Source organism: Nocardioides luteus, from assembly GCF_014648595.1.
In the GTDB taxonomy this organism is placed as follows: Bacteria; Actinomycetota; Actinomycetes; order Propionibacteriales; family Nocardioidaceae; genus Nocardioides; species Nocardioides luteus.
Genome location: NZ_BMRK01000035.1, coordinates 1 through 22,788 on the forward strand (window position 1 = coordinate 1; position 22,788 = coordinate 22,788).

The 22,788-nt window shown below is 68.5% G+C and carries 16 protein-coding genes; 8 read left to right on the forward strand and 8 right to left on the reverse strand.

Annotated features, from left to right (window positions below):
* Positions 1-445: 445 nt before the first annotated feature.
* From IEY81_RS23575 to IEY81_RS23590, 4 genes are all read right to left on the reverse strand, one after another.
* Positions 446-955: a putative immunity protein gene (locus IEY81_RS23575; RefSeq protein WP_189120937.1), complete on the reverse strand. Its 510-nt coding sequence runs from the start codon at positions 953-955 to the stop codon at positions 446-448.
* 7 nt (positions 956-962) lie between these two features.
* Entirely contained in the window at positions 963-1,937 is a 975-nt protein-coding gene (locus tag IEY81_RS23580; RefSeq protein ID WP_189120938.1) for a ribose-phosphate diphosphokinase, read from the reverse strand.
* Positions 1,938-2,011: 74 nt separating this feature from the next.
* A complete protein-coding gene (glmU, locus tag IEY81_RS23585) occupies positions 2,012-3,466 on the reverse strand; it encodes a bifunctional UDP-N-acetylglucosamine diphosphorylase/glucosamine-1-phosphate N-acetyltransferase GlmU (RefSeq protein WP_189120939.1) in 1,455 nt (484 codons plus the stop codon).
* Positions 3,467-3,509: 43 nt separating this feature from the next.
* Positions 3,510-4,268 (reverse strand): SDR family oxidoreductase, encoded by a 759-nt coding sequence (locus IEY81_RS23590; protein ID WP_189120940.1) that lies wholly within the window; start codon positions 4,266-4,268, stop codon positions 3,510-3,512.
* A 90-nt stretch (positions 4,269-4,358) separates the two neighbouring features.
* Here IEY81_RS23590 and IEY81_RS23595 point away from each other — a divergent pair, with 90 nt between their 5' ends.
* Positions 4,359-5,213 carry a helix-turn-helix transcriptional regulator gene (locus IEY81_RS23595; protein ID WP_229788124.1) on the forward strand — a complete coding sequence of 285 codons (855 nt, stop codon included), beginning with the start codon at positions 4,359-4,361 and terminating at the stop codon, positions 5,211-5,213.
* Here IEY81_RS23595 and IEY81_RS23600 read toward each other — a convergent pair.
* A complete protein-coding gene (locus IEY81_RS23600) occupies positions 5,200-7,350 on the reverse strand; it encodes a SpoIIE family protein phosphatase (RefSeq protein ID WP_189120941.1) in 2,151 nt (716 codons plus the stop codon). The two genes, IEY81_RS23595 and IEY81_RS23600, sit on opposite strands and share 14 nt — an antisense overlap.
* Before the next feature lie 176 nt (positions 7,351-7,526).
* On the opposite strand from IEY81_RS23600, the gene IEY81_RS23605 reads away from it, so the two are divergent.
* Together IEY81_RS23605 and IEY81_RS23610 are read left to right on the forward strand one after the other, a co-directional pair.
* Positions 7,527-12,956 carry a HAMP domain-containing protein gene (locus tag IEY81_RS23605; protein ID WP_189120942.1) on the forward strand — a complete coding sequence of 1,810 codons (5,430 nt, stop codon included), beginning with the start codon at positions 7,527-7,529 and terminating at the stop codon, positions 12,954-12,956.
* Positions 12,953-13,612 carry a response regulator gene (locus IEY81_RS23610; protein ID WP_189120943.1) on the forward strand — a complete coding sequence of 220 codons (660 nt, stop codon included), beginning with the start codon at positions 12,953-12,955 and terminating at the stop codon, positions 13,610-13,612. Before IEY81_RS23605 ends, IEY81_RS23610 begins: the two co-directional genes overlap by 4 nt.
* Here IEY81_RS23610 and IEY81_RS23615 read toward each other — a convergent pair whose 3' ends face one another.
* Genes IEY81_RS23615 through IEY81_RS23625 form a run of 3 tightly spaced genes read right to left on the reverse strand, consistent with a single transcriptional unit; the run spans position 13,613 to position 15,880 of the window.
* Positions 13,613-13,849 (reverse strand): DUF6752 domain-containing protein, encoded by a 237-nt coding sequence (locus tag IEY81_RS23615; protein ID WP_189120944.1) that lies wholly within the window; start codon positions 13,847-13,849, stop codon positions 13,613-13,615.
* Position 13,850: 1 nt separating this feature from the next.
* On the reverse strand, positions 13,851-15,446 hold the full coding sequence (locus tag IEY81_RS23620; protein ID WP_229788125.1) for a class I SAM-dependent methyltransferase: 1,596 nt from the start codon (positions 15,444-15,446) through the stop codon (positions 13,851-13,853).
* Positions 15,447-15,448: 2 nt separating this feature from the next.
* The gene (locus IEY81_RS23625) at positions 15,449-15,880 is read right to left on the reverse strand and encodes an FAD synthase family protein (RefSeq protein WP_189120946.1); all 432 of its coding nucleotides are present in this window, start codon (positions 15,878-15,880) and stop codon (positions 15,449-15,451) included.
* A gap of 231 nt (positions 15,881-16,111) precedes the next feature.
* On the opposite strand from IEY81_RS23625, the gene IEY81_RS23630 reads away from it, so the two are divergent.
* The 5 genes from IEY81_RS23630 (at position 16,112) to IEY81_RS23650 (ending at position 22,342) form a co-directional block, all read left to right on the forward strand.
* Complete coding sequence (locus IEY81_RS23630; RefSeq protein WP_189120947.1) at positions 16,112-16,894, forward strand: alpha/beta fold hydrolase; 783 nt, start codon at positions 16,112-16,114, stop codon at positions 16,892-16,894.
* A 65-nt stretch (positions 16,895-16,959) separates the two neighbouring features.
* Positions 16,960-17,643 (forward strand): hypothetical protein, encoded by a 684-nt coding sequence (locus IEY81_RS23635; protein WP_189120948.1) that lies wholly within the window; start codon positions 16,960-16,962, stop codon positions 17,641-17,643.
* 200 nt (positions 17,644-17,843) lie between these two features.
* Entirely contained in the window at positions 17,844-19,121 is a 1,278-nt protein-coding gene (locus IEY81_RS23640) for a hypothetical protein (RefSeq protein WP_229788127.1), read from the forward strand.
* An 89-nt stretch (positions 19,122-19,210) separates the two neighbouring features.
* The gene (locus IEY81_RS23645) at positions 19,211-20,542 is read left to right on the forward strand and encodes an SNIPE associated domain-containing protein (RefSeq protein WP_229788128.1); all 1,332 of its coding nucleotides are present in this window, start codon (positions 19,211-19,213) and stop codon (positions 20,540-20,542) included.
* 555 nt (positions 20,543-21,097) lie between these two features.
* A complete protein-coding gene (locus IEY81_RS23650) occupies positions 21,098-22,342 on the forward strand; it encodes a hypothetical protein (RefSeq protein ID WP_189120950.1) in 1,245 nt (414 codons plus the stop codon).
* Positions 22,343-22,788 lie beyond the last annotated feature (446 nt).

Below are 22,788 nucleotides of genomic sequence, written 5' to 3' on the forward strand. Positions count from 1 at the left end.
CTGGACAGGCTCGACCACCGGGAACACCACCGGGGGCCGGTGTTGCGGGGGGTGGTCTCGACAAGCTCGACCCCCGGTGACTAGCTCCGGAGACCGAATCCCCGCGGCCACACCCGGGCCGCCGCCCCGATAGCCAGCCAAATCTTTTCTCGACCTGGCCCGGTGTCCAGGACCGCGAAGCGGCCGGCGAAGCCGGCGGCCGTAGGCCGTCCTTGACTCCGGGGCGGGTCGAGAAGACCCTCACGAACGGGTCGGCGGCCCACAGTCGCCTTCCCTGACACGTTTCCGGGAGGGCGGTCTCGACAAGCTCGACCTCCGGAGGACACCACCGGGGCCTGCGTTTCGGGGGGGGGGTGGTCTCGACAAGCTCGACCACCGGTGAGCACCACAGGGGCTGGTGCTGCGGGTGGTGGGGTCTCGACAAGCTCGACCACCGAGGGCCGGGTCACCGCAGACGCGCGTCGAGGGTGCTCATGAGAGACGCGACAGGGCTTTGGCCGACCGGTACAACCGGATAGCGACGGAGGACGTCGATCAGCTCGGGAGTCGCGCGTGAGACGGCACGGTCGAGGGCGGCCTCGCCATCACCTTCGAGGAGCTCGGCGATCCGCGCAACGGTGGCGGGGGCGCGGAGGATGTGGCCGACCTGGGCGGCGTTGAGAAGAGGGTGGAGGTAGGCCGCGGAGGCGGCGTCGCCGGCGCACCTGGCGGCCAGGCGGGCGACCTCGGAGGGGGCCGACTTGGCGGCGCGGTGGGCGTCTAGGGAGGTGACGCGCTGCAGCTTCGTACGGCGACCGGACTCTACGAAGGTCCAGGCCGCGTCGAGGGCGAGGCGTGGGCGGGGGTCGTCCGGGCACTCCGCCGCGAAGATCGGGAGGACCTCCGCGGCGGACTCGGCGACGTAGCGGGCGACGACCTGGAGATCCTCGGTCGTCAGCTCGAAGTCGCCGGCCACCGGAGCGTCAGGCGTGGCCGTCGAACATCGAGGTGACCGAGCCGTCCTCGAAGACCTCACGGATCGCGCGGGCGACCATGGGCGCGATCGAGAGGGTGGTGAGCTTGTCGAACTGCTTCTCCTCCGGCACCGGGAGGGTGTTGGTGATGACGACCTCGGTGGCGGTGCAGTTCTTCAGGCGGTCGACGGCGGGGTCGGAGAGGATCGCGTGGGTGGCGCAGATGATCACGCCGGCGGCGCCCTCGGCCATGATCGCGTCGGCGGCCTTCACGATGGTGCCGCCGGTGTCGATCATGTCGTCGGTGAGGATGCAGATGCGGTCCTTGACGTCACCGACGACGCGGTTGGCGACGGTCTCGTTGGGCCGGTCGATGTCGCGGGTCTTGTGGATGAACGCCAGCGGCGCCCCACCGAGGCGGGCGGCCCAGCGCTCGGCGACCTTGATCCGGCCGGCGTCGGGAGAGACGACGGCGAGCGGCTGGCTGCCGTACTTCTCCTGGATGTAGTCGGTCAGCAGCGGCAGCGCCATCAGGTGGTCGACGGGGCCGTCGAAGTAGCCCTGGAGCTGGTCGGCGTGGAGGTCGACGGAGATGATCCGGTCGGCGCCCGCGGTCTTGAACATGTCGGCGACCAGGCGGGCCGAGATCGGCTCGCGACCACGGTGCTTCTTGTCCTGGCGGGAGTAGCCCCAGAACGGCATCACGACGGTGATCCGCTTGGCCGAGGCCCGCTTCAGCGCGTCGACCATGATCAGGTGCTCCATGAGCCACTGGTTGATCGGGGCCGTGTGCGACTGGAGCACGAAGGCGTCAGAACCACGCACCGACTCCTCGTAGCGCACGTACGTCTCGGAGTTGGCGAAGTCGTAGGCCGACGTCGGCGTGAGGCTCGTCCCAAGGAGGTCAGCGACTTCCTCGGCGAGGACCGGGTGGGCCCGGCCGCTGAAGAGCATCAGCTTCTTCTCGGTGGTGCGCTTGGTCATCTGCTGGCTCCTACCGCCGGGGTCACTGCAATTGGATTCTGCATCAACTTCGCCGCCGCGCCCAACCCCAGAGGTCACTCGCCGGTCGACGAGGGTTCACCCAGGATGGATACGCCCGCCTCGAGCGCCTCCTCGGCCGCGGCCGCCTGCGGAGTGCCTGCGCGCCGAGCCAGCGCCCAGCCCTCGATGATCCGCTGCTGACCTGCGGAGACGGCCAGTGCGCCGGGAGGTACGTCGTCGCGGATCAGGGCCTCGCCGCCGGTCGCGGCACCGTCCCCCACCACCACCGGGGCGACGAACGTCACACCGGATCCGGACTTCACGTGCCGTCCGATCCGGGTCTTGTGCTTGTCGACCCCGTCGTAGTTGGCGAAGATCGTGCCGGCCCCGATGTTGGAGCCCTCCCCGATCGTCGCGTCGCCGACGTAGGACAGGTGGGGCACCTTCGCGCCCGCTCCGATGGAGGAGTTCTTGACCTCGACGAAGCCGCCGATCTTGCCCTCCTCGCCGAGCACCGTGCCGGGGCGCAGGTAGGAGAACGGCCCGACATCGGCACCGGGCCCGACGACGGCGAGCTCTGCCTGCGTACGCACCACCCGGGCGCCGTGACCGACCTCGGTGTCCTTCAGCGTGCAGTCGGGTCCGACCACCGCGTCCTCGTCGATCCGGGTGGCGCCGATCAGCTGGGTGCCGGGCAGGATGGTGACGTCCGGGCCGAGCTCGACGTCGGCGTCGATCCAGGTGGTGGCCGGGTCCATCACGGTCACTCCGTCCTTCATCCACCGGGTCACGATCCGCTCGTTGAGGATCTTCCCGAGCGCGGCGAGCTGGGCCCGGTCGTTGGCGCCCTCGGCCTCGGTGACGTCCTCGAGCACGTACGCGTCCACGCCCAGCCCGTCGGCGACGGCGAGCGCGATCGCGTCGGTGAGGTAGAACTCCTTCTTGGCGTTGTCGTTGCCGATCCGGGGAAGTACGCCGGCCAGGAACGCCCCGTCGAAGGCGATGATCCCCGAGTTGATCTCGGTGATCGCCCGCTGCTCGTCGGTGGCGTCCTTCTCCTCGACGATCCCGCTCACCCCGGTCTCGCCACGCAGGATCCGGCCGTAGCCGAACGGCTCGGGCACGATCCCGCTGAGGATCGTGGCGGCCCGGCCGGCGGCCTCGTGGTCGGCGACGAGCGCGCGCAGCGACTCACCGCGCAGCAGCGGCGTGTCACCGTAGGTCACCAGGACGGTGCCGCCGGAGACCGCGCCGGCCTCGACCGCGACCCGCACCGCGTGCGCCGTGCCGAGCTGCTCCTCCTGGACCGCGATCACGGCCTCGGGCAGGATCTCGGCGATGTGGGGCTCGACCAGCTCGCGCTGGTGACCCACCACCGTGACCACCCGGGACGCGCCGGCCTCCGAGACGGCGGCCATCACATGGCCGACGAGACTGCGACCCGCGATCTGGTGGAGCACCTTGGGAGTCTTGGACTTCATCCGGGTGCCGCCGCCGGCGGCCAGCACGATCACGGTGAGCTCGCTCATGTTGCCTCAGTCTAGGACGGTCGTCCCGGGCGCCGAGCCGGGGTCAGTGCGCCCGCTCCTCGGCGGCGTTGAGGATGCCGAGGATCTGGTCGTAGTCGCCACGAACCTCGGCGTAGCGCAGCAGCTTGACCTGCTCCACGAGCACCTCGTGCGCCTCGGGGTCGGCCTCCAGGAGGGCCATCACCTCGTCGACGTACGCATCGAGCGGCATCGCGTGCTCGGCGCTCTCGTGGCCCGGCATCAGAGCGGTCCGGACCGCCGGCGGGACCAGCTCGATGACCTGGATCCCGATCGGCTCCAGCTGCATCCGGATCGTCTCCGAGAGCTGATGGATCGCCGCCTTGGTGGCGTTGTAGGTCGGCGTGAACCGCAGCGGCGTGTGCGCCAGCCCGGAGGAGACCGTGACGATCGTGGCGCCCGGTCGCTGCCGCAGGTGAGGCACCAGCGCCCGGACGAGCCGGATCGGCCCGAGCAGGTTGGTCACGACGGTCTCCTCGGCGTCGGCCAGGAAGTCCGGCGTGGTCCAGTCCTCGGCCCGCATGATCCCCGCCATCGCGACGAGCACGTTCAGGTCCGGGTGGCTGCGGGTCACCTCGGCGGTCGCCTCGACGATCGAGGCCGCGTCGGAGGTGTCGATGCGCACGGTGCCGAAGCCGTGCGCCTCTGCGAGCTCTTCGAGCAGCGACGTACGCCGCCCGCCGATGACGACGGTGTTGCCGCGCTCCTTCAGCCGCAGCGCGAGAGCGAGTCCGATCCCGGAGGTCGCCCCGGGGATGAAGATGGTGTTTCCGGTGATGTTCATGCCTCCACCCTGCGACCGCCGAAGGTCCGGCGGGAGAGACCCGGTGATCATGGGACCGGCGATCCGTGGTTGCGGCCGCAGGCAGCCCGCATGATGGTGACCATGGACCGTGCCGCGCTCGCCGACTTCCTCCGCCGCCGCAGGGAGGCGCTCCGCCCGCAGGACGTCGGCCTGATCGCCGGGCCGCGGCGACGTACGCCCGGCCTGCGCCGCGAGGAGGTCGCCACCCTGACCGGGATGTCGACCGACTACTACGTCCGTCTCGAGCAGCAGCGCGGCCCGCAGCCCTCCGACCAGATGCTCGCCGCGCTCGCCCGCGCGCTGCGCCTCACCGTCGACGAGCGCGACCATCTCTACCGGCTGGCCGGTCACAACGCTCCGCGGCGTACGGTCGAGGACGGCCATGTCGCCCCGGCGCTGCTGCGGGTGCTCGACCGGCTCGAGGACACGCCCGCGCTGATCCTGTCCGCGCTCAACGAGACGCTGGTCGCGAACCGGCTGGCGACCACGATCTTCGGCGACCGCACCGGCCTGACCGGCCTGGACCGCAGCGAGGCGTACCGCTGGTTCACCGACCCCTCGACGCGCGGCGTCTATCCACCGGAGTTCCACGAGACCCATGCCCGCGGTCTCGTCGCGACCCTGCGGATGGCGTACGGCAGCCTCGGCGAGCACTCCCGCGCCGGCGAGGTCGTCCGCGTGCTGCTCGAGCGGTCCGAGGAGTTCCGCGAGCTGTGGGAGCGCCACGAGGTCGGCCACCGGTTCGAGGACCACAAGACCCTGGTCCATCCTCAGGTCGGCCGCATCGACGTCGACTGCCAGGTGCTGTTCACCCAGGAGATGGGTCAGGCGCTGCTGGTGCTGACCCCGGTGCCGGGCAGCGAGGCGGAGGAGAAGATCCAGCTGCTCGCCGTGCTCGGCAACGAGGAGTTCAGCGCTCCCTAGGCGCGGACAGCTGGGGCGTGCCCTTGCCGAGGTCGAGCACGAGGACGGCCATGTCGTCGTAGTGGGGCACGGCGGAGAACTCGGTGACGGCTCTGAGGAGCTGGTCGGCGGTGGCCTGCGCGCCCGCGTCCAGGCTCCCGGAGAGCGCGGCCTCGACGCCGGACTCCTCGAACATCAGGTCGTCCGCGCGCCGCTCGAGGATCCCGTCGGTGACGATGACGATCCGGTCACCGCGCTCCACCGTCACGTCCTCCTCGATGTAGTCGACCGTGTCCAGCACGCCGAGCAGCGACTGCGGTCTGCCGACCCGGCGCACGGGCGCGCCGGGCCGCGAGCGGTCGACGAGGAACGGTGGCGGGTGGCCGGCGCAGACGAGGCGCAGCCGGACCCGCGAGGCGGCGGAGACCTCGATCGTTCCGCACACCATCGTGATGAACCTCCCGCGCGGCCCCTCGTCGCCGATGGCCGCGTTGAGGCGCTCCAGCGTCGGCGCGATCGGGATGCCTGCGCGCATCAGGGCGCGGACGGTGTGGCGCGACATGCCGGCAACCGCAGCCGCTTCGGTCCCGACCCCGCACACGTCGCCGACCATGAACCCCCAGCGGCCTGAGCCGAGCGTGAAGACGTCGTAGAAGTCGCCGCCCGCGTCGTTGAACTCCCCGGTCGGCTCGTAGCCCACGCCGATGTCGATGCCGGGGATCTCCGGGAGTACGGCCGGGAGCAGGCTGCGCTGCAGCGACTGGCCGATGTCCTGGAGCTCGGTGTGGGCGCGAGCGTTGTCGATGGCCAGCGCGGCCCGCCGCGTCAGCGACTGCGCCACCAGCAGCCGCTCCCGGCGCAGCGGCTCACCCTCGGGCCTGCCGAGCGTGAGCCAGCCGATCACCCGGTTGCGCACCTCCAGCGGGAGCACCGCGATCTCACCCTGGACGTCGGGCGCGGCGGGAGCACCGCTGGTCTCCGGCTCCGCCGCCTCCAGGGCCGCCTGCACCGCGTCGAGCTGCTGCTCGTCGGCGTGCCAGGCGAACTGGAGCCGGGGCTGGTCACGCGCGTCGTTGAGGTAGATGCCGCACCAGGTGGCCAGCCGCGGCACCAGGATCTGCCCGGTCATCGCGGTCGTCGTCTCCAGATCGAGAGAGGAGGCGAGCATGACGCTCGCCTCCGCCTGGTACGCCAGCCATGCCCGCCGCTCACCGTCGGCCGCCCGGGTGGAGGCGCGATCGACGCTCGGCGCGGCCCAGTCGGCGACCCGCTGCAGCTGTGCCCCGTGCTCGGTGGTGAACCCGGCGGCGTCGGACCGGGCGACCGCCAGCGTGCCGATCACCCGGCCGTCGAAGGCGACCGGCGCGGTCGTCAGCGAGCGCAGGTCGAGACCACGGAGCAGCTCGACCGGCGTCGCGCGCAGGTCGTTGATCGCGAGCGGCCGGAAGGCGGCCTTCAGGCTCGGCGCTCCCGCCTCGCCGCGACGCACGCTCCGCCCCTGCAGCGGCGCCGCCGTGCCGCTCGTGGCCGAGACCACGAAGCGGTCCTCCATCTCGTCCTCGAGCAGCAGGTACGCAGCGTCGGCGGCGAAGCGCTCCCGGGTCTGGTCCACCACCAGCTGCAGCATGTCCGTCAGCGGGAGCTGGTTGAGCGCGAGCCCGCCCAGCCCCAGCGGGTCCGGGCCGGCGTCGGAGGACGGCGGCCTGCGGCGTACGACCTGGTCGAAGGGGCTGCCATCGGTCGAGTCCTCGGGGCCGAGGGCCTCCTCCACCAGCGCGAACGCGGCCCAGACGCGTTTGTGGTCCTTGCGATACTCCACTCCCCAGGCCGTCGCCAGGGCCGAGGTGATGAGCAGCCCGCGTCCGTGCTCGCCGATCCCTGGCCGGGCGTTGGCACCGACCGGGAGCACCCGGGTCGGGTGCTGGTCGACGACGTCGATGCGGACCCGGTCGGCCTCACGTACGACCGCGACGGTCATCGGCGTGCCGGCGTGGGTGACCGCGTTGGTGACGAGCTCGCTGGTCAGCAGGACGGCGTCGTCGAGCAGGTCCTCGAAGCCCCAGTCGGCCAGCACCCGGCGCGCGAAACGGCGCGCTTCTGAGACCGACGTCGGGGCCGGTTCGAAGGTGCGCGAGAGCGTCTTGACTCCGGTGCTCATGGCCATCGTTGATTCTGCACCTGTTTGACCTCCGGGAGGGACCGATCAGCAGAAGGTACCCGCGGAAGGTCAAGGAATTACCAGAATCGCTGGTGGACGACCATTTGGCAGCCACGGCGGCCCGATGAGTGCGAGACTTCAGCAGACGCGCGTTTTCAGCGCGAGAGGAGGCGAAGATGTCCTCATCGCTGGACACATCGGCGCAGACATCGACCGACATCCCGCTCCCCGAGCCGGTGCCGGTCGACACGGTCGCGTTGCGCCGCCTCCGGGACGCGATGACCGCGATGCGCGACGGTGTCTTCACCGGCCGCCTCGACCCCGTCGACGGACCCCTCGGCGACCTCACCTCCCTCCACAACGAGATCGCCGAGCGGCTGAGCCAGCTCAGCGGCGAGCTCACCCGCGTCCGCCGCGACGCCGGCCGCGACGGTCATCACGACGAACGGCTCCGGCCGAGCATCGGCGGCGGCGCCTGGGCAGGTGCGGTCGAGGACGCCAACGGCCTGGTCGACGACCTGGTCCGCCCGACCGCCGAGATCGCCCGCGTCGTCGCCGCCGTCTCCGCCGGCGACCTCACCCAGACCATGGCCGTACGCAACGGCAGCCGCGCCCTCAAGGGCGACCCGCTGCTGGTCGCCAAGAGCGTGAACGGCCTGGTCGCCCAGCTCGCCACGATAACCGAGGAGATCGCCCGGGTCACCCGCGAGGTCGGCACCGAGGGCAAGCTCGGCGGCCGCGCGCGGGTGCGCAACGCCACCGGCACCTGGCGCGACCTCATCGACGCGGTCAACACCATGTCCTCGCGGCTGACCGCGCAGGTGCGCGACATCGCCGAGGTCACCACCGCGGTCGCCAACGGCGACCTGACCCGCACGGTGACCATCGAGGTCTCCGGCGAGATGGCCCAGCTGAAGGAGACCGTCGACCGGATGGTCGGCCAGCTCTCCGGCTTCGCCGCCGAGGTCACCCGCGTCGCCCGCGAGGTCGGCACCGAGGGCCGCCTCGGCGGTCAGGCGGATGTGCGCGGCGTCTCCGGCACCTGGCGCGACCTGACCGACTCGGTCAACACGATGGCCTCCAACCTGACCTCCCAGGTGCGTGGGATCTCCTCGGTGGCCAAGGCCGTCGCCCTCGGCGACCTCTCCCAGCAGATCACCGTCACCGCGCGAGGCGAGGTCGCCGAGCTCGCCGAGACGCTCAACTCGATGACCGCCACCCTGCAGACCTTCGCCGACGAGGTCACCCGCGTCGCCAAGGAGGTCGGCACCGAGGGCATCCTCGGCGGCCAGGCGGAGGTCCCCGGCGTCGCCGGCCGCTGGAAGGATCTCACCGACTCGGTGAACTCGATGGCCTCCAACCTGACCAACCAGGTCCGCGACATCGCCCAGGTCACCACCGCGGTCGCCGGCGGCGACCTGTCCCAGAAGATCACCGTCGACGTACGCGGTGAGCTCGCCGAGCTCAAGACCACCGTCAACACCATGGTCGACCAGCTCTCCGCCTTCGCCGACGAGGTCACCCGCGTCGCCAAGGAGGTCGGCACCGAGGGCATCCTCGGCGGCCAGGCGGAGGTGCCGGGGGTCGGCGGACGCTGGAAGGACCTCACCGACTCGGTGAACTGGATGGCGAGCAACCTGACCAACCAGGTCCGCAACATCGCCCAGGTCACCACCGCCGTCGCGCAGGGCGACCTCTCCCAGAAGATCACCGTCGACGTACGCGGCGAGCTCGCCGAGCTCAAGACCACCGTCAACACCATGGTCGACCAGCTCTCCGCCTTCGCCGACGAGGTCACCCGCGTCGCCCGCGAGGTGGGCGGCGAGGGGCAGCTGGGCGGCCAGGCCGCGGTGCCGGGCGTCTCCGGCACCTGGCGCGACCTGACCGACTCGGTCAACTTCATGGCCGGCACGCTGACCGCTCAGGTGCGCAACATCGCCGAGGTGACCACCGCCGTCGCCGGCGGCGACCTGACCAGAAAGATCACCGTCGACGCCCGCGGCGAGATCCTCGAGCTCAAGTCCACGGTCAACACCATGGTCGACCAGCTCTCCTCCTTCGCCGCGGAGGTCACCCGGGTCGCCAAGGAGGTCGGCACCGAAGGACGTCTGGGCGGCCAGGCCGACGTGCACGACGTCTCCGGCACCTGGAAGGACCTCACCGACTCCGTCAACTCGATGGCGTCCAACCTGACCGACCAGGTGCGCAACATCGCCCAGGTCACCACCGCCGTCGCCCGCGGCGACCTCACCCAGAAGATCACCGTCGACGCCCGCGGCGAGATCCTCGAGCTCAAGTCGACCATCAACACCATGGTCGACCAGCTCTCCTCCTTCGCCGACGAGGTCACCCGCGTGGCCCGCGAGGTCGGCACCGAGGGCGCGCTCGGCGGCCAGGCCCAGGTGCCCGGCGTGGCCGGCACCTGGCGCGACCTGACCCTCTCGGTGAACTCGATGGCCTCCAACCTGACCAACCAGGTCCGCAGCATCGCCCAGGTCGCCAAGGCGGTCTCCCAGGGCGACCTGTCCCAGAAGATCTCCATCGAGGCCCGCGGCGAGGTCGCCGCCCTGGCGGGCACCCTCAACGCGATGGTCGACACCCTGCGCACCTTCGCCGACGAGGTCACCCGCGTCGCCCGCGAGGTCGGCACGGAGGGATCGCTGGGCGGCCAGGCACACGTACGCGGCGTGGCCGGCACATGGAAGGACCTCACCGACTCGGTGAACTCGATGGCCTCCAACCTGACCAACCAGGTCCGCAACATCGCCCAGGTCACCACCGCCGTCGCCCGCGGCGACCTCACCCAGAAGATCACCGTCGACGCCCGCGGCGAGATCCTCGAGCTGAAGACCACCGTCAACACCATGGTCGACCAGCTCTCCTCCTTCGCCGACGAGGTCACCCGCGTCGCGCGCGAGGTCGGCACCGAGGGCAAGCTCGGCGGCCAGGCCGAGGTCGCCGACGTCTCCGGCACCTGGCGCGGCCTCACCGAGAACGTCAACCAGCTCGCCTCGACACTGACCACGCAGCTGCGCGCGATCGCGGAGGTCTCCGCGGCGGTGACCCAGGGCGACCTCAGCCGGCAGATCACCGTCGGCGCCGCCGGCGAGGTTGCCGAGCTGAAGGACAACCTCAACGAGATGATCGACTCGCTGCGCGAGACCACCCGCGCCAACGAGGACCAGGACTGGCTCAAGACCAACCTGGCGCGGTTCACCGGCCACATGCAGGGCGGCCGCGACCTGCTCGAGGTCGCCCGGCTGATCGTCTCCGAGCTGACCCCGCTCGTGGGTGCCCAGCAGGGGTCGATCTTCCTCACCGACCAGACCTCCGAGCACGTCGGCCCGAAGATGCTGCGCCGGATCGCCTCCTACGGCTACCAGCCGAGCGCCGACGTACCCGACGTCTTCGCCGTCGGCGAAGGTCTGGTCGGGCAGGCCGCCTACGACCGCCAGCCCATCGTCGTACGCGACGTGCCGCCCGGCTTCCTGCGGATCTCCTCCGGCCACGGCTCGGCATCGCCCACCTCGGTCGTGGTGCTGCCGGTGGTCTTCGAGGAGAAGGTGATCGGCGTCGTCGAGCTCGCCTCGTTCCGGCCGTTCAGTACCGTCCACATGCAGTTCCTCGAGCAGCTCGCCGAGTCGATCGGGGTCTCGCTCAACGCGATCATGGCCAGCTCTCGCACCGAGGAGCTGCTGGTCGAGTCGCAGCGTCTGGCCGCCGAGCTCCAGGACAAGCAGGACGAGGGCGAGCGCCAGCAGGTCGAGCTGCAGCAGACCAACGCGGCCCTGGAGGAGAAGGCCCGTCAGCTCGCCGACCAGAACCGGGCGATCGAGATCAAGAACCTCGAGATCGAGGATGCTCGCCGCGGCCTGGAGGAGCGCGCCGAGCAGCTCGCCCTCTCCTCACGCTACAAGTCGGAGTTCCTGGCCAACATGTCCCACGAGCTGCGTACGCCGCTCAACTCGCTGCTGATCCTGGCCCGGCTGCTGGCCGACAACGCCGACGGCAACCTCAACTCACGCCAGGTGGAGTACTCCCGCACCATCCACGGAGCCGGCACCGACCTCCTCCAGCTCATCAACGACATCCTCGACCTCTCCAAGGTCGAGGCCGGGAAGATGGACGTGCACGTCACCGACGTCGACGTGACCTCGGTGGTCGAGTACGTCGAGGCGACCTTCCGGCCGCTGACCGCGGAGAAGGACCTGGTCTTCGCCGTCGACGTCGATCCCGACGTGCCGCCCAGGCTGCGCTCGGACCAGCACCGTCTCCAGCAGGTGCTGCGCAACCTGCTCTCCAACGCGGTGAAGTTCACCGACAGCGGCGGGGTACGCCTGGTGGTCCGCAACGCCTCCCGCAAGCGGTTCTCGACGCCGAGCCTGCAGCAGGCCGACGCCGTGATCGCCTTCTCGGTGGTCGACACCGGCATCGGCATCCCGCCGGAGAAGCTCCGGGTCATCTTCGAGGCGTTCCAGCAGGCCGACGGCACCATCAGCCGCAAGTTCGGCGGCACCGGTCTCGGCCTGTCGATCAGCCGCGAGGTCGCCCACCTCATCGGTGGCGAGATCCAGGTCAAGAGCGAGCCCGGGCAGGGCAGCGCGTTCACGCTGTACCTGCCGCTGACCAGCACCATCAACCCGGACATGTGGCCTGGCCCGCCCGTCGGCGCCGGCCAGCACGACAACCAGCACGACAACCACCACGACAACCAGCACGATCGTCACGAGGGCAGCCAGCACGATGCCCAGCCGGACGCTCAGCACCACGGCCACGTCGAGCCGGACAGGAGGACCGACCAGGTCCTGCTGGTGCTCAGTGACCGCAGCAGCGTGTCCGGCCCTGACATCAGCGCGGTCATGGAGGCGCTCTTCGGGTCGGTCGACGAGGTCGAGACCGTCTTCGGCGGCTCGTCCGAGGATGCCCGGTCGGTCTTCACCGAGCGCGAGGTGGACTGTGTCGTGCTCGACCTCCCTCTCGCCGAGGGTGGCTTCGACGTGCTCCGCTGGATGCGCACCCACAAGCGCACCCAAGGTGTCCCCGTCGTGCTGAGCAGAGTCGGCGAGGTGACCAGGGCTCAGCGCAACCGCCTGGAAAGATATGCCGAGGCGATGACCCTCAAGATGCCGACGACCACCGAGGAGGCGATCGACGACGTGAGCGTGCTGCTGGGCCGCACCAGGATGCAGCTCCCCCGGACGTACGTCACCGAGCCGGCCCACGCCGACGGCCAGTTCGCCGGGCGCAGGATCCTCATCGTCGACGACGACGTACGCAACGTCTTCGCGCTCACCAGCGCCCTCGAGCAGCACGGCATCGACGTCATCTACGCGGAGTCCGGCGAGGCCGGGATCGAGGCGCTGCAGCGGGAGCCGGACGTCGACCTGGTGCTGATGGACATCATGATGCCGGGCATGGACGGTCTGACCGCGATGCGTCACATCCGCGAGATCCCGCAGTTCAAGAGCCTGCCGATGATCGCGCTCACCGCGAAGGCGATGACGGGCGACCGGGAGGACAGCATCGCCGCAGGAGCCTCCGAATACATCACCAAGCCGGTCGACGTCGCCGACCTGCTGTCGCTGTTCCGGACGTGGCTGCCATGAACGAGACGACCGCGGCTCCGGTGGGAGCGGCCACGAGCTCGCGCGCCAAGATCCTGCTGGTCGACGACCGCGCGGCCAACCTGGTCGCGCTCGAGGCCATCCTCGGCTCGCTCAACCAGACGCTCGTCCGCGCCGGCTCCGGCGAGGACGCGCTGCGCGCGCTGCTCCACGACGACTTCGCCCTGATCCTGCTCGACGCGCAGATGCCCGGCATGGACGGCTTCGAGACGGCGTCCCGCATCAAGGCCCGCGAGCGCACCAAGGACATCCCGATCATCTTCCTGACCGCGAACGACTTCGACACCCACCTCGCCTATCGCGGCTACGCGACCGGCGCGGCCGACTTCCTGGCCAAGCCGTTCGACCCGTGGCTGCTGCGGGCGAAGGTGCAGGTCTTCGTCGACCTGTGGCACGCCAGCCGCAAGCTCAGCACCCAGGCCGACCTGCTGCGCAGGTCGCTGGACGAACGCCGCGCGGTCGCCCCCGGCGGCGTCGACGTCGACGTCGTCGCCGACCTGCGCTCCCGCCTCGCCGGTGTGGAGGAGGCGGTCGCCGACCTGGACGTCGGGACCGACATGGGTCCCGGCGGGGATGCCCGCCGCCGGCTCGCCCAGCGGATCGACGACCTCAGGCAGGCATTGGACGCGCTGGGTTGATCAGATCTTCGCGCGGTACTCCGCGAGGATCTTCTCGGCCTTCTCCTTGTCGGCGTCCTGCAGCGGGATGAGCAGCTCGGCGATCACGTCGGTCAGCTCGGCCACGCGCCGGTTGAGCTGACGCTGCTCCTGCACCTCGGCCTCGAGGGCCTCGACGCGGCGCACCAGCGAGGCACGCGATCGGGCAGCGTCGCGGGCTCCGCGGGCGATGTTCTTGATGCTGGAATCGTCGGACATGTCAGTTTCCTTCTGCAGCTGTGAGGGACGGCCAGGAGGCACGCAGGCGAGCGACGCCGGGGATCAGGTCGTCGAACATGTCCCGACCGTCGATGATCTCGACGTGCTCGACCACTCCGCCCGCCGCCTCGATCTCAGCACGGACCAGGTCGAGGTCGACGCGGCGTACGAGGCCCTCCGGCTTCGGCGACGGCAGGTCGCCCTCGCCGGTGATCGCGAACTGGAGGAAGAGCTTGCCGCCGCCGGGACGCAGCGCCATCTTCGAGAGGAGCCAGAGCTGCTTGCGCGCGGCGTCGTCGAGGCAGCCGACCAGGTCGCGGGCGTAGAGGTGGTGGGGGTCGCGGGCCAGCCGCGCACCCATGGTCAGCGTCGAGCGGAGCTCGCCGAGGATCAGCTGCTCGGAGACCAGCGGCAGCTTGTGACGCTCCGCGCGGCGGCGTACGGAGGCCACGGCTGCGCGGGAGAAGTCCACCGACCACACCGGGTGGCCCTTGCGGGCGAAGAAACGGCCGTCGCGGCCGACCGCGCCGGAGCCGAGGTCGACGATCTTGGCGTCCTCGGGCAGTTGCTTGTTGACCCAGAGGGCGAAGTAGGACTGCTTGGACTCGAGGTCGTTGCTGTAGGTGTTGTGGAACTCGGTCCACGCCCCCATGTCGGTGCGGAAACCGCGCAGCCAGCCGTCCAGACGGCGTACGCCGGCGGGCGGGTCGGCGTACTTGAACGACGGGTCCGGGGTGCGCCACTTCGGACCGTAGATGAAGGCCAGCATCTCCTCGGGCTCGGCGGGAGCCGGGAAGTCGTAGCCGTGCAGGTTGATCGTCGAGACCGGCAGGATCGCCTCGCGGCGCAGCCGCCCGGAGCGGTTGCCGAGCTGATAGAAGACCGGCTCGCCGTCCTTGTCGGGGACGTAGAAGGCCACGAAGATGTCGATGTGCACCTTGCGGCCGTCGGAGACCTCGAGGAGGATCTTGATGTCGCCGCCGGACATCCGCAGGAGGCTCCAGCCACGCTCGCGCATGATGCGCTCGATGGCGTACGACTCGGTGATGATGTCGGCCGGGTAGGTGTGCTTGGAGAGGTAGCAGACGTCGGTGTCGGAGTCGTGCCCGAGCATCCGGCCCTCGCGGATCGCGCCGAGGAGCGCGCCGTAGTTGAGGTAGGCCTCCACGCCGACCACGTCGCGCAGGTCGGCGAGGACCCGCTGGGTGCCCTCGAGGATCTCGGCGCGGATCGACTCGTCGGTCGCCTCGAAGGAGCGGGTCAGGTGGCCGACCTTGTCGACGCTGAGCGGGTTGCCGCTGCCGTCGACGATCGAGATCGAACCCTCACCGGAGCCGAGGGCGATCTTCTCCTCGAAGAGCACCTCGCCGTCGTAGTCGGCGATGGTGATCGTCGCCGAGCCGTCGAGGAAACGCGTGAGCACGGTCGGCCACGGCACCAGGGTGCCGCCGTCGACCGGGTGACCGTCGCGGGCGGGGGTGAGCGACCAGACGTACTGACCGTCGACGGAGAGGATCAGGACCGGCGTCGAGGTGTCGCGTACGAGGACACCGTCGTCGGAGATCTCGAACTGTCCGCCAGAGGTGGGGGCACTCACGGTCACGAGACCTGGGCGTCCTCTCGCGCAATGGCCTTGCGCAGAGCGGTGCTGCTGGTCTGGAGCGTGTAGGGGAAGTAGATGACCTCGACACCGACCGACGCCATCTTCTTCTCGAGCGCGTCGCCCTTCTCGGTGCCCTTCCAGTCGTCACCCTTGAAGAGGTGGGTGAACCCGACCTCGCGCCAGGAGTCGACCTTGTCGGTGGTGCGCTCGGCGTAGACCGCGTCCACGATCCCGATCGCCTCGACGATCTCCAGTCGCTCGACGAGCGGGACGGTGGGGATGATCCCCTTCGTCGCCTCACAGACCTCGTCGGAGACCACACCCGCGATCAACGTGTCGCAGCGCTCTCGCGCCTGGCGCAGCATGTTGAGGTGGCCGATGTGGAAGAGATCGAACACGCCAGGAACGTAACCGATGACCGGTTCCATGCCCACGCTTCCTCCAAGTGTTTGTCGAGTAGTTTGGGCGACTTTACACCCTGCTCCCCCACGGCCCTGATACAGGCCAGTATCCATGTCTCCCCACTCATCTCCGGAATCACCAACGCGACACGCAGACATCACAGGAAGCCCGGCGACCTTACACGAAGATGAACAAGGCGTGGCCATTGTTGCCCTATGTACCAAGCCGATCCGGGATTTCCGGGCTAGCGTCGGATCATGGATCTCATCGAGATCGACGGGTTCCGGCTGGCCTTCAGGCGAGCGGGCACCGGGCCGCCGGTCGTGTTCGTGCACGGCGGCGCCCAGGACAGCCGTGCCTGGACGCCCCAGCTCGACGCTCTGTCCGACGAGCTCACCATCATCGCGTGGGACGAGCCGGGTGCGGGCGGCTCTGCCGACGTACCGCGTGACTTCTCCTTGGCCGACTACGCCGACTCCCTGGCAGGCCTGATCCGCGCCCTGGGCATCTCTGGCTGCACTCTCGTCGGGCTCTCCTGGGGAGTCACGGTCATCCTCGAGCTCTACCGCCGCCACCCCACCCTCGCCGGCAGCCTCGTCCTGGCTGACGGGTACGCCGGCTGGCGCGGCTCGCTCGGCGCCGGGGAGGCCGACGCCCGGCTCGCGGCCCTGCGCGCACAGCCCGCCGACCTCTTCGACCCGACGTTGCCCGGCCTCTTCGCCGGCACTCCGCCGGCGGAGGTCGTGCCCCTCCACGAGGCGATGACCGCAGACGTACGCCGCGACAGCATGCTCACCGCCCTCACCGCCATGGCGTCTGCCGACCTGAACGAGGTCCTCCCCACGATCCAGGTGCCCACCCAGCTCGTCTGGGGCGCCCTCGACGCCCGGTCGCCGCTGTCCGTCGCCCGCGAGTTCGAGCGGCGGGTCCCCGGCGCCGACCTCGCTGTCATCCCCGACTGCGGCCACGTCAGCAACCTCCAGGCGCCGGAGGCGTTCAACGACATCCTTCGCGGCTTCCTCCACCGCCATGTCGTCTGACGTCGCTGCCCACGGGGTACCGGTCCGATCGTCGACATTCCTTCTGCCTGCCACCAGAGGTGACCATGTTCAGCCGCCGAGCCGCACCAGACCAGGTGGCTCCCGCCGCCACCGGCCCGCTGGCCCGAGCGGGCGGCCGCGTGCTGCAGACCGCCGTCGCCGCCGTCGCTCGTCTTCGACCCGCGGACAAGCCCCTCCATCCTCAAGGCGCCGTGCACCTGGCCACGCTCCACCGGCGCCCAGGAGCCACCACAGGCGCTGCGTTCCTGGACGAGGGTGGCTCGGACGAGGTCCTGATACGCCTCTCCCGCGCCGTGGGCCTGCCCGAGTCGGCGCCTGACATCAACGGCCTCGCCCTGCGCGTACCGCTTGCCGACGGCAACCACGCCGACATCCTCTTCGCCACCACCGGCCGCGGTCGCTGGACCCGCTTCCTATTGGCTCCGAGGACCCGCCTGACCAGCGGTTTCTTCAGCACCCTGCTCCCCTACCGCACACCCATCGGCCCGGTGTGGCTCGGTGCGCAAGCCATAGACGACGCCACCTGGCTGCTGATGTGGGCAGGGGCTGGGACGGACTGGTCGACGTTCGCACGGCTAGATCTGACCACCGATTCAGCCCCCGACCCCCTGCTCTCCTTCGACCCGACCCAGTCACCACCGCCCGGTCTCGAGATCTACGACTGGCACCGCCGCCTGCGTGCGCCGGCCTATGCGACCGCGCGGCGGTCGCGGACGCGGGCGCGGTAGACCCATCGATAGTTTCTATCTCCTGCAAGCAATCGAGCCATCGTCGCTGGTCGTGGTTCAAAGCATTCAGCCCTCGCCAACCAGTCCTGGCAACAAATGAGCTCAGGATCGCAGAATGACCTGGGAAATCTCCTGCAGATAACGCTTCCGCGGGACTACGGTGCTGTTGTCCCCGAGAGTGGTTTCTGAAGGGTGCGGTGATGGCAAAGCGCGGGTTCTTCGCCGAGATCAATTACCAGGCGCAGCAGGCAGAGAAGCGCCGCCGCCAGCAAGAAGCACAGGCGGTCCGAGCCCACAACGCCGCCGTCCGCGACCATGAACGAGCGGTGAAGGCCGCCGAGCGCGCCCGCGCCGCGGCTGCACGAGCATCTGAGGCACAGCGCAAGGAAGCCGAGAAAGAAGCCACACGTCTTTATCTCGAGGCCCGGACCGCGGAGGTCGAGGCGCTCAACAAGGAACTCAAGTCGTCCTACGACGATATCGACAGCCTCCTGTCCTGGACCCTGGGCATTGACGACTACGTCGACTTGGAGTCCCTGAAGGCGATCGCTGAGCATCCACCGTTTGATCCCGGCAGGCTCGGCACCCCTACTCCGTCGGTTCCTGACCTCGTGTATCCGCCTCCCCCGCCGCCGTACGTGGAGCCAGCCACGCCGAAGGGGCTTGCCGGCGCCTTCGGCGGGAAAAGGAAACATGCCGAGGCCCTCGCTGCCGCCCAAGCTGCGCACCAGCAGGCTGTTGCGGTCTGGCACGAGCAGTGCGCCAAGTCCTACGAAGAGCACGCCGCCGCACTGGCAAAGCGCGAGCAGGCCGAAGCCGAACGGCTTGCGAGGCTCGCGGAGGCCGAGGCCGCCTATCGAGGCGAATGCGTCCAGCGCGAAGCAGATGTTGCCGCGAAGAACGAAGAACTCACAAAATTCATCAATGACCTCGCATTCGACGTTGAGTACGCCGTTCGCGACTACGTCGGCATCGTCCTGGCGAACTCCGTCTATCCCGACGCCTTCCCAGTCGATCACGACTACAGCTTCGATCTTCCGACTCGCGAACTCACCCTCAAGGTCGACATCCCAGAACCATCGGCAGTGCCGACGGTCAAGGAGTACAAGTACATCAAGGCGAAAGACGAGATCGCCACTACCCAGCTGGCTGCTAAGGCGCAGAAGGACCGATACACCGCTGCCGTTCACCAGGTCGCGCTTCGCACGATGCACGAGGTGTTCGAGGCCGACCGGGTTGGCAAGATCCGCTCCGTTGCACTGACCGTCGGCACCAACACCATCGCTCCGGCTACCGGACAGCCCAAGTACGTACCGCTCGTGATCGTCGCCGCCGACCGGGATACGTTCAACTCCTTCGACCTTGCCAAGGTCGTCCCGAAGGCCACGCTCGACCACCTTGGTGCTGCGGTGTCGAAGTCTCCGTTTGACCTCGCGCCGGCCGACACCAGCCGTGGCGTCCGGCAGCGGGACCAGTGATGCGTTTCAACCCGCCTCCCGGCTGGCCACAGCCGCCCGATGGCTGGGTCCCGCCACCTGGATGGAAGCCGGACCCTTCTTGGCCGCCGATGCCCAAGGACTGGCAGCTCTGGGTTCCCGAAGGGGACACGGCGCCCCCAGAGACCGGCTCCCACTTCACCGTTGCTTCAAACCCCAGCGTCGCGCAGGTGGCGGCGCGGCCCCCGACGTCCGTGTTCCCGCTCGAACCGCCAGAGCGCCCGCCGGGCGAGCACCAACCCGCACCTCCGGCTTTTAGCGAGCCGACACCCCCGATCACGCCAGTCCCGCCCCCAACGGACAGCAGCGCACTGCTGCGCCGCATCGCAGAACTCGAGGCGGCGCTCGCCCGGGCTGATGGCAGTGACATCGTCGACCTCAACGATCAGCGCGTCCTGCAAGACGTCGGCATCTATCGCTACCACCATCCGCTCGAGGACGCCGCTGCGTACAAGGACCGGTTGACCGACATCAATGTCCGCATCGACGAACTCGTGAAAGCGAATCGGGCCGTCCTCGCTGCTGACCTGTTCACTTTCGACGGGTCGCTGGCCAGAGGCCGCAAGATGGTCACCGACCTGTCCAAGCTCATGCTCCGCGCATATAACGCGGAGGCCGACAACTGCGTCCGCAGCTTGCGTCACGGCAACATCTCCACGGCGAAGAAGCGCCTCGAGAAGTCGATGAAGTCCATCGAGCGACTTGGCCTCATCATGGAGATGCGGGTCAACCCTGACTATCACCAACTGCGCGTCGAAGAACTCGAGCTCACCGCGGACTATCAGATGAAAGTCCAGGAGGAGAAGGAGCAAGCCCGTGAAGAGCGCGCGCGCCTGCGCGAGCAGCGCAAGGCTGAGCAAGAACTCGCTGCTGAACGCGAGCGCCTCGACAAAGAGAAGGCACACTACGAGGGCGTGTTGCAACAGCTCCGAGCGAAGGGTGACAACACGGCCGCAGACGAACTTGCGAGCCGACTGACGCAGATCGAAAAGGCCATCGAGGCGAACGACTACCGAGCCGCGAACATCCGAGCCGGGTACATCTACGTCATCTCCAACATCGGCGCCCTCGGTCCCAACATCGTCAAGATAGGCATGACGCGGCGCCTAGAACCGCGCGACCGAGTCCGTGAGCTCGGCGACGCATCCGTGCCGTTCCTCTACGACACTCACGCCCTGTTCTTCTCTGACGACGCAGTGACTCTGGAGAACGAGCTGCACAAGGCATTCGCGGACAGACGAGTGAACTTCGTCAACGAACGCCGGGAGTTCTTCTTCGCAACCCCGGCTGAGGTGCGGGAGCTACTGATGGAGAAGGTCGGCGGCCTCCTGGAGTTCAACGAGACGCCTGAAGCTCCCGAATACTTCCAGTCGCGGGGCCGCTGGCGGACGCACGACCGCTAAGGTTCCGCACGGACCGACCAGCACCAAACCGTCGCTGACCCCGGTGATACCCGTTCATCAACGGGTTGCTTCGAGCGGCCCCACGTGTCGCGTGAGGGGGCTCGAACCTCATCGCTGATACGTCGTGTGCCGCTCGTGTGCCACTCAGCCGGGTGAACCGCGCCTCGATCTACCTGCGTGCAATTCAAGGCGGCTGTGGCTCCCCGGGTAGGAGTCGAACCTACGTCGCTAGTCCTGTTCAAAGGCACGCCCTCACCTGCCCCTGAGCGTGAACGAGTGCAACTGAGTGGCGCACAGTACGTGAGAGGAGCCGAAGAGCGGATGGCGCGTTGTTCGCGGATGCCGTTTAACCCGCCATCAAGCGGACTGAAGGCCACCGAGGTTGACCGCAGCCCCTCTGGGCGGGATCACGACGCACCCGCGGGAGTGCGGCGTGCGTCACCATCGTGCGTATCTCAGCGGCTTTGGTGACGCTGGCGCGCGAATTCCAGCCTGATTTGTCGGTGCGCACCGCTACGGTGTGGCCCACAACACCTACGGGGGGATATCAGCGTCATGACTCAATCGAACGCCACGCCAGATTCGCCTGAAGCCGACGAGGAGACAAGTTCGGTCTCGCCCGACATTCCCTCCCGCACTGGGCCGCCAGACAAGACCTCGCTCTCATCGTCGAGTGTTGGCGATGCCATCAGAATGACCGAGCCCTCGGCACATCTAGCAGAAGCTATCCGAAAGGCTGGCTACTTTCCGGCGGCAGCCTATGGGGCGCCCCTGAGCCAACTGGAAGCAGCCATCAAAGTCGACGTCCCAAGATGGAACGTCATTCCAAAAATCGACGTCGGGTCTCCGTGGTCCAAGCTGGCAGCAGCCAGCAAGGTCGACGTCCCAAAGTTGAGCGCCGCTCCGAAACTCGACTTCGGGATCCCGGCTGCCCAGTTTGCAGGCCCGATAAGTGCGGTCTCGCCGTACTCTCGGATCACCGACCTCGTCGCAAAGATTGGGCCGTCGGCACAACTGGGAGCAGCGATCAACAAGGTCACATACCTCCCGAAGTTCCACACTATCCCGCAGTTCGACTTCAGAGTCCCACAACCGACTCAGCTGGCGGCACTCAGCCAAGTCCGGTTGCCGCAGCTCGGCTTTGTCCCCTCACACACTCTCGGTTCGCTCCTTCAGCAGATCCGTGAACTCGATCTGGAGGATCTGCGCGACCGATTTCGCCCACGCAACCTGCGAGACGAGCCTCATGATGTGGCCGATCTAGAAGACCTAATGCGACATGAGGGTATGCCGTTCTGCCTCGTCCCTGACGGGGAGACGATTGGCCTGCTGCTCGCGGCGGAAGATCGCGCCGCGCGGTGCAGAGTGCTGATTGAGCGAGCCGGCCCAATTTTTGAGACATGCACCGACGTCGTCGGGCTTTGTGTAGACGCTGAACTCCTCGAGCACGGCGCGTTCATCCGAAAGGCAATCAACGCGTACGGCGACGGACACCCTGAAGCCGCTCAGGCGCTGGCAACAGTGGTTATGGACAGTCTCGTTGGCATGTACGAGCATCAGGGACAGATCAAGAACCCAGCCGATGGCGTTGCCTTCGTCCAAGGACGTCCGTGGCGCGAATGGTTCTTCTTCCTGCCCGTCCCAGTAGTGCACAACAAGACATGGCTGATGGCTGACCACGACGTATTCAACCGCAACGCCACGGTTCACCTTCGCCCCGCTCAGCTGACGGCGAGCAACGCCGTACAGGCCATCATGCTGGCCACCAGCTTGATCGGTTTCCACCAGGACCTCTGGTAGATCGGGAGCAGATGACGGTCGTCGTCAAGCCCACGGGTTCGGCTGCCAGGGCTCCCGGGTTGGAGTCGACTCGGGACGGATTCAGGTCCGCCGTGTGCCATCCTCGTGTGCCATCCGAAGAGCACAATCTGCGACCTGACTCATCAAAGCGCAGGTCAGAGCAGAATTTCTGCTCCCCGGGTAGGAGTCGAACCTACGTCGCTAGTCCTGATTCAAAGGACTCGTGTCAGTGTTCAGGGCGTTCAGATCGCCTCGTCGACCCCCGATTTGAGCGGGCCGAGACGGGGTTTCGTCCGACCGAATCCAACTCGCGGTTAGCAACCGGTGTTAGCAACATCCCCATCACAACATCAGTCCGTATCGCGGGGGCGGAGCGTCACCCGGTCCGGCATCCGGCCCCCTTGGCGGGGGTCTGGGGGCTTGCCCCCACGTTGCCTCACTACATC

What these genes read in the sequence shown, in the direction of transcription:
- IEY81_RS23580 (WP_189120938.1), bottom strand. Translation starts at nt 1,937, where the DNA reads ATGACCAAGCGCACCACCGAGAAGAAGCTGATGCTCTTCAGCGGCCGG.
- glmU (WP_189120939.1), bottom strand. Translation starts at nt 3,466, where the DNA reads ATGAGCGAGCTCACCGTGATCGTGCTGGCCGCCGGCGGCGGCACCCGG.
- IEY81_RS23590 (WP_189120940.1), bottom strand. Translation starts at nt 4,268, where the DNA reads ATGAACATCACCGGAAACACCATCTTCATCCCCGGGGCGACCTCCGGG.
- IEY81_RS23595 (WP_229788124.1), top strand. Translation starts at nt 4,359, where the DNA reads ATGATGGTGACCATGGACCGTGCCGCGCTCGCCGACTTCCTCCGCCGC.
- IEY81_RS23600 (WP_189120941.1), bottom strand. Translation starts at nt 7,350, where the DNA reads ATGAGCACCGGAGTCAAGACGCTCTCGCGCACCTTCGAACCGGCCCCG.
- IEY81_RS23605 (WP_189120942.1), top strand. Translation starts at nt 7,527, where the DNA reads ATGTCCTCATCGCTGGACACATCGGCGCAGACATCGACCGACATCCCG.
- IEY81_RS23610 (WP_189120943.1), top strand. Translation starts at nt 12,953, where the DNA reads ATGAACGAGACGACCGCGGCTCCGGTGGGAGCGGCCACGAGCTCGCGC.
- IEY81_RS23615 (WP_189120944.1), bottom strand. Translation starts at nt 13,849, where the DNA reads ATGTCCGACGATTCCAGCATCAAGAACATCGCCCGCGGAGCCCGCGAC.
- IEY81_RS23625 (WP_189120946.1), bottom strand. Translation starts at nt 15,880, where the DNA reads ATGGAACCGGTCATCGGTTACGTTCCTGGCGTGTTCGATCTCTTCCAC.
- IEY81_RS23630 (WP_189120947.1), top strand. Translation starts at nt 16,112, where the DNA reads ATGGATCTCATCGAGATCGACGGGTTCCGGCTGGCCTTCAGGCGAGCG.
- IEY81_RS23635 (WP_189120948.1), top strand. Translation starts at nt 16,960, where the DNA reads ATGTTCAGCCGCCGAGCCGCACCAGACCAGGTGGCTCCCGCCGCCACC.
- IEY81_RS23640 (WP_229788127.1), top strand. Translation starts at nt 17,844, where the DNA reads ATGGCAAAGCGCGGGTTCTTCGCCGAGATCAATTACCAGGCGCAGCAG.
- IEY81_RS23645 (WP_229788128.1), top strand. Translation starts at nt 19,211, where the DNA reads ATGCCCAAGGACTGGCAGCTCTGGGTTCCCGAAGGGGACACGGCGCCC.
- IEY81_RS23650 (WP_189120950.1), top strand. Translation starts at nt 21,098, where the DNA reads ATGACTCAATCGAACGCCACGCCAGATTCGCCTGAAGCCGACGAGGAG.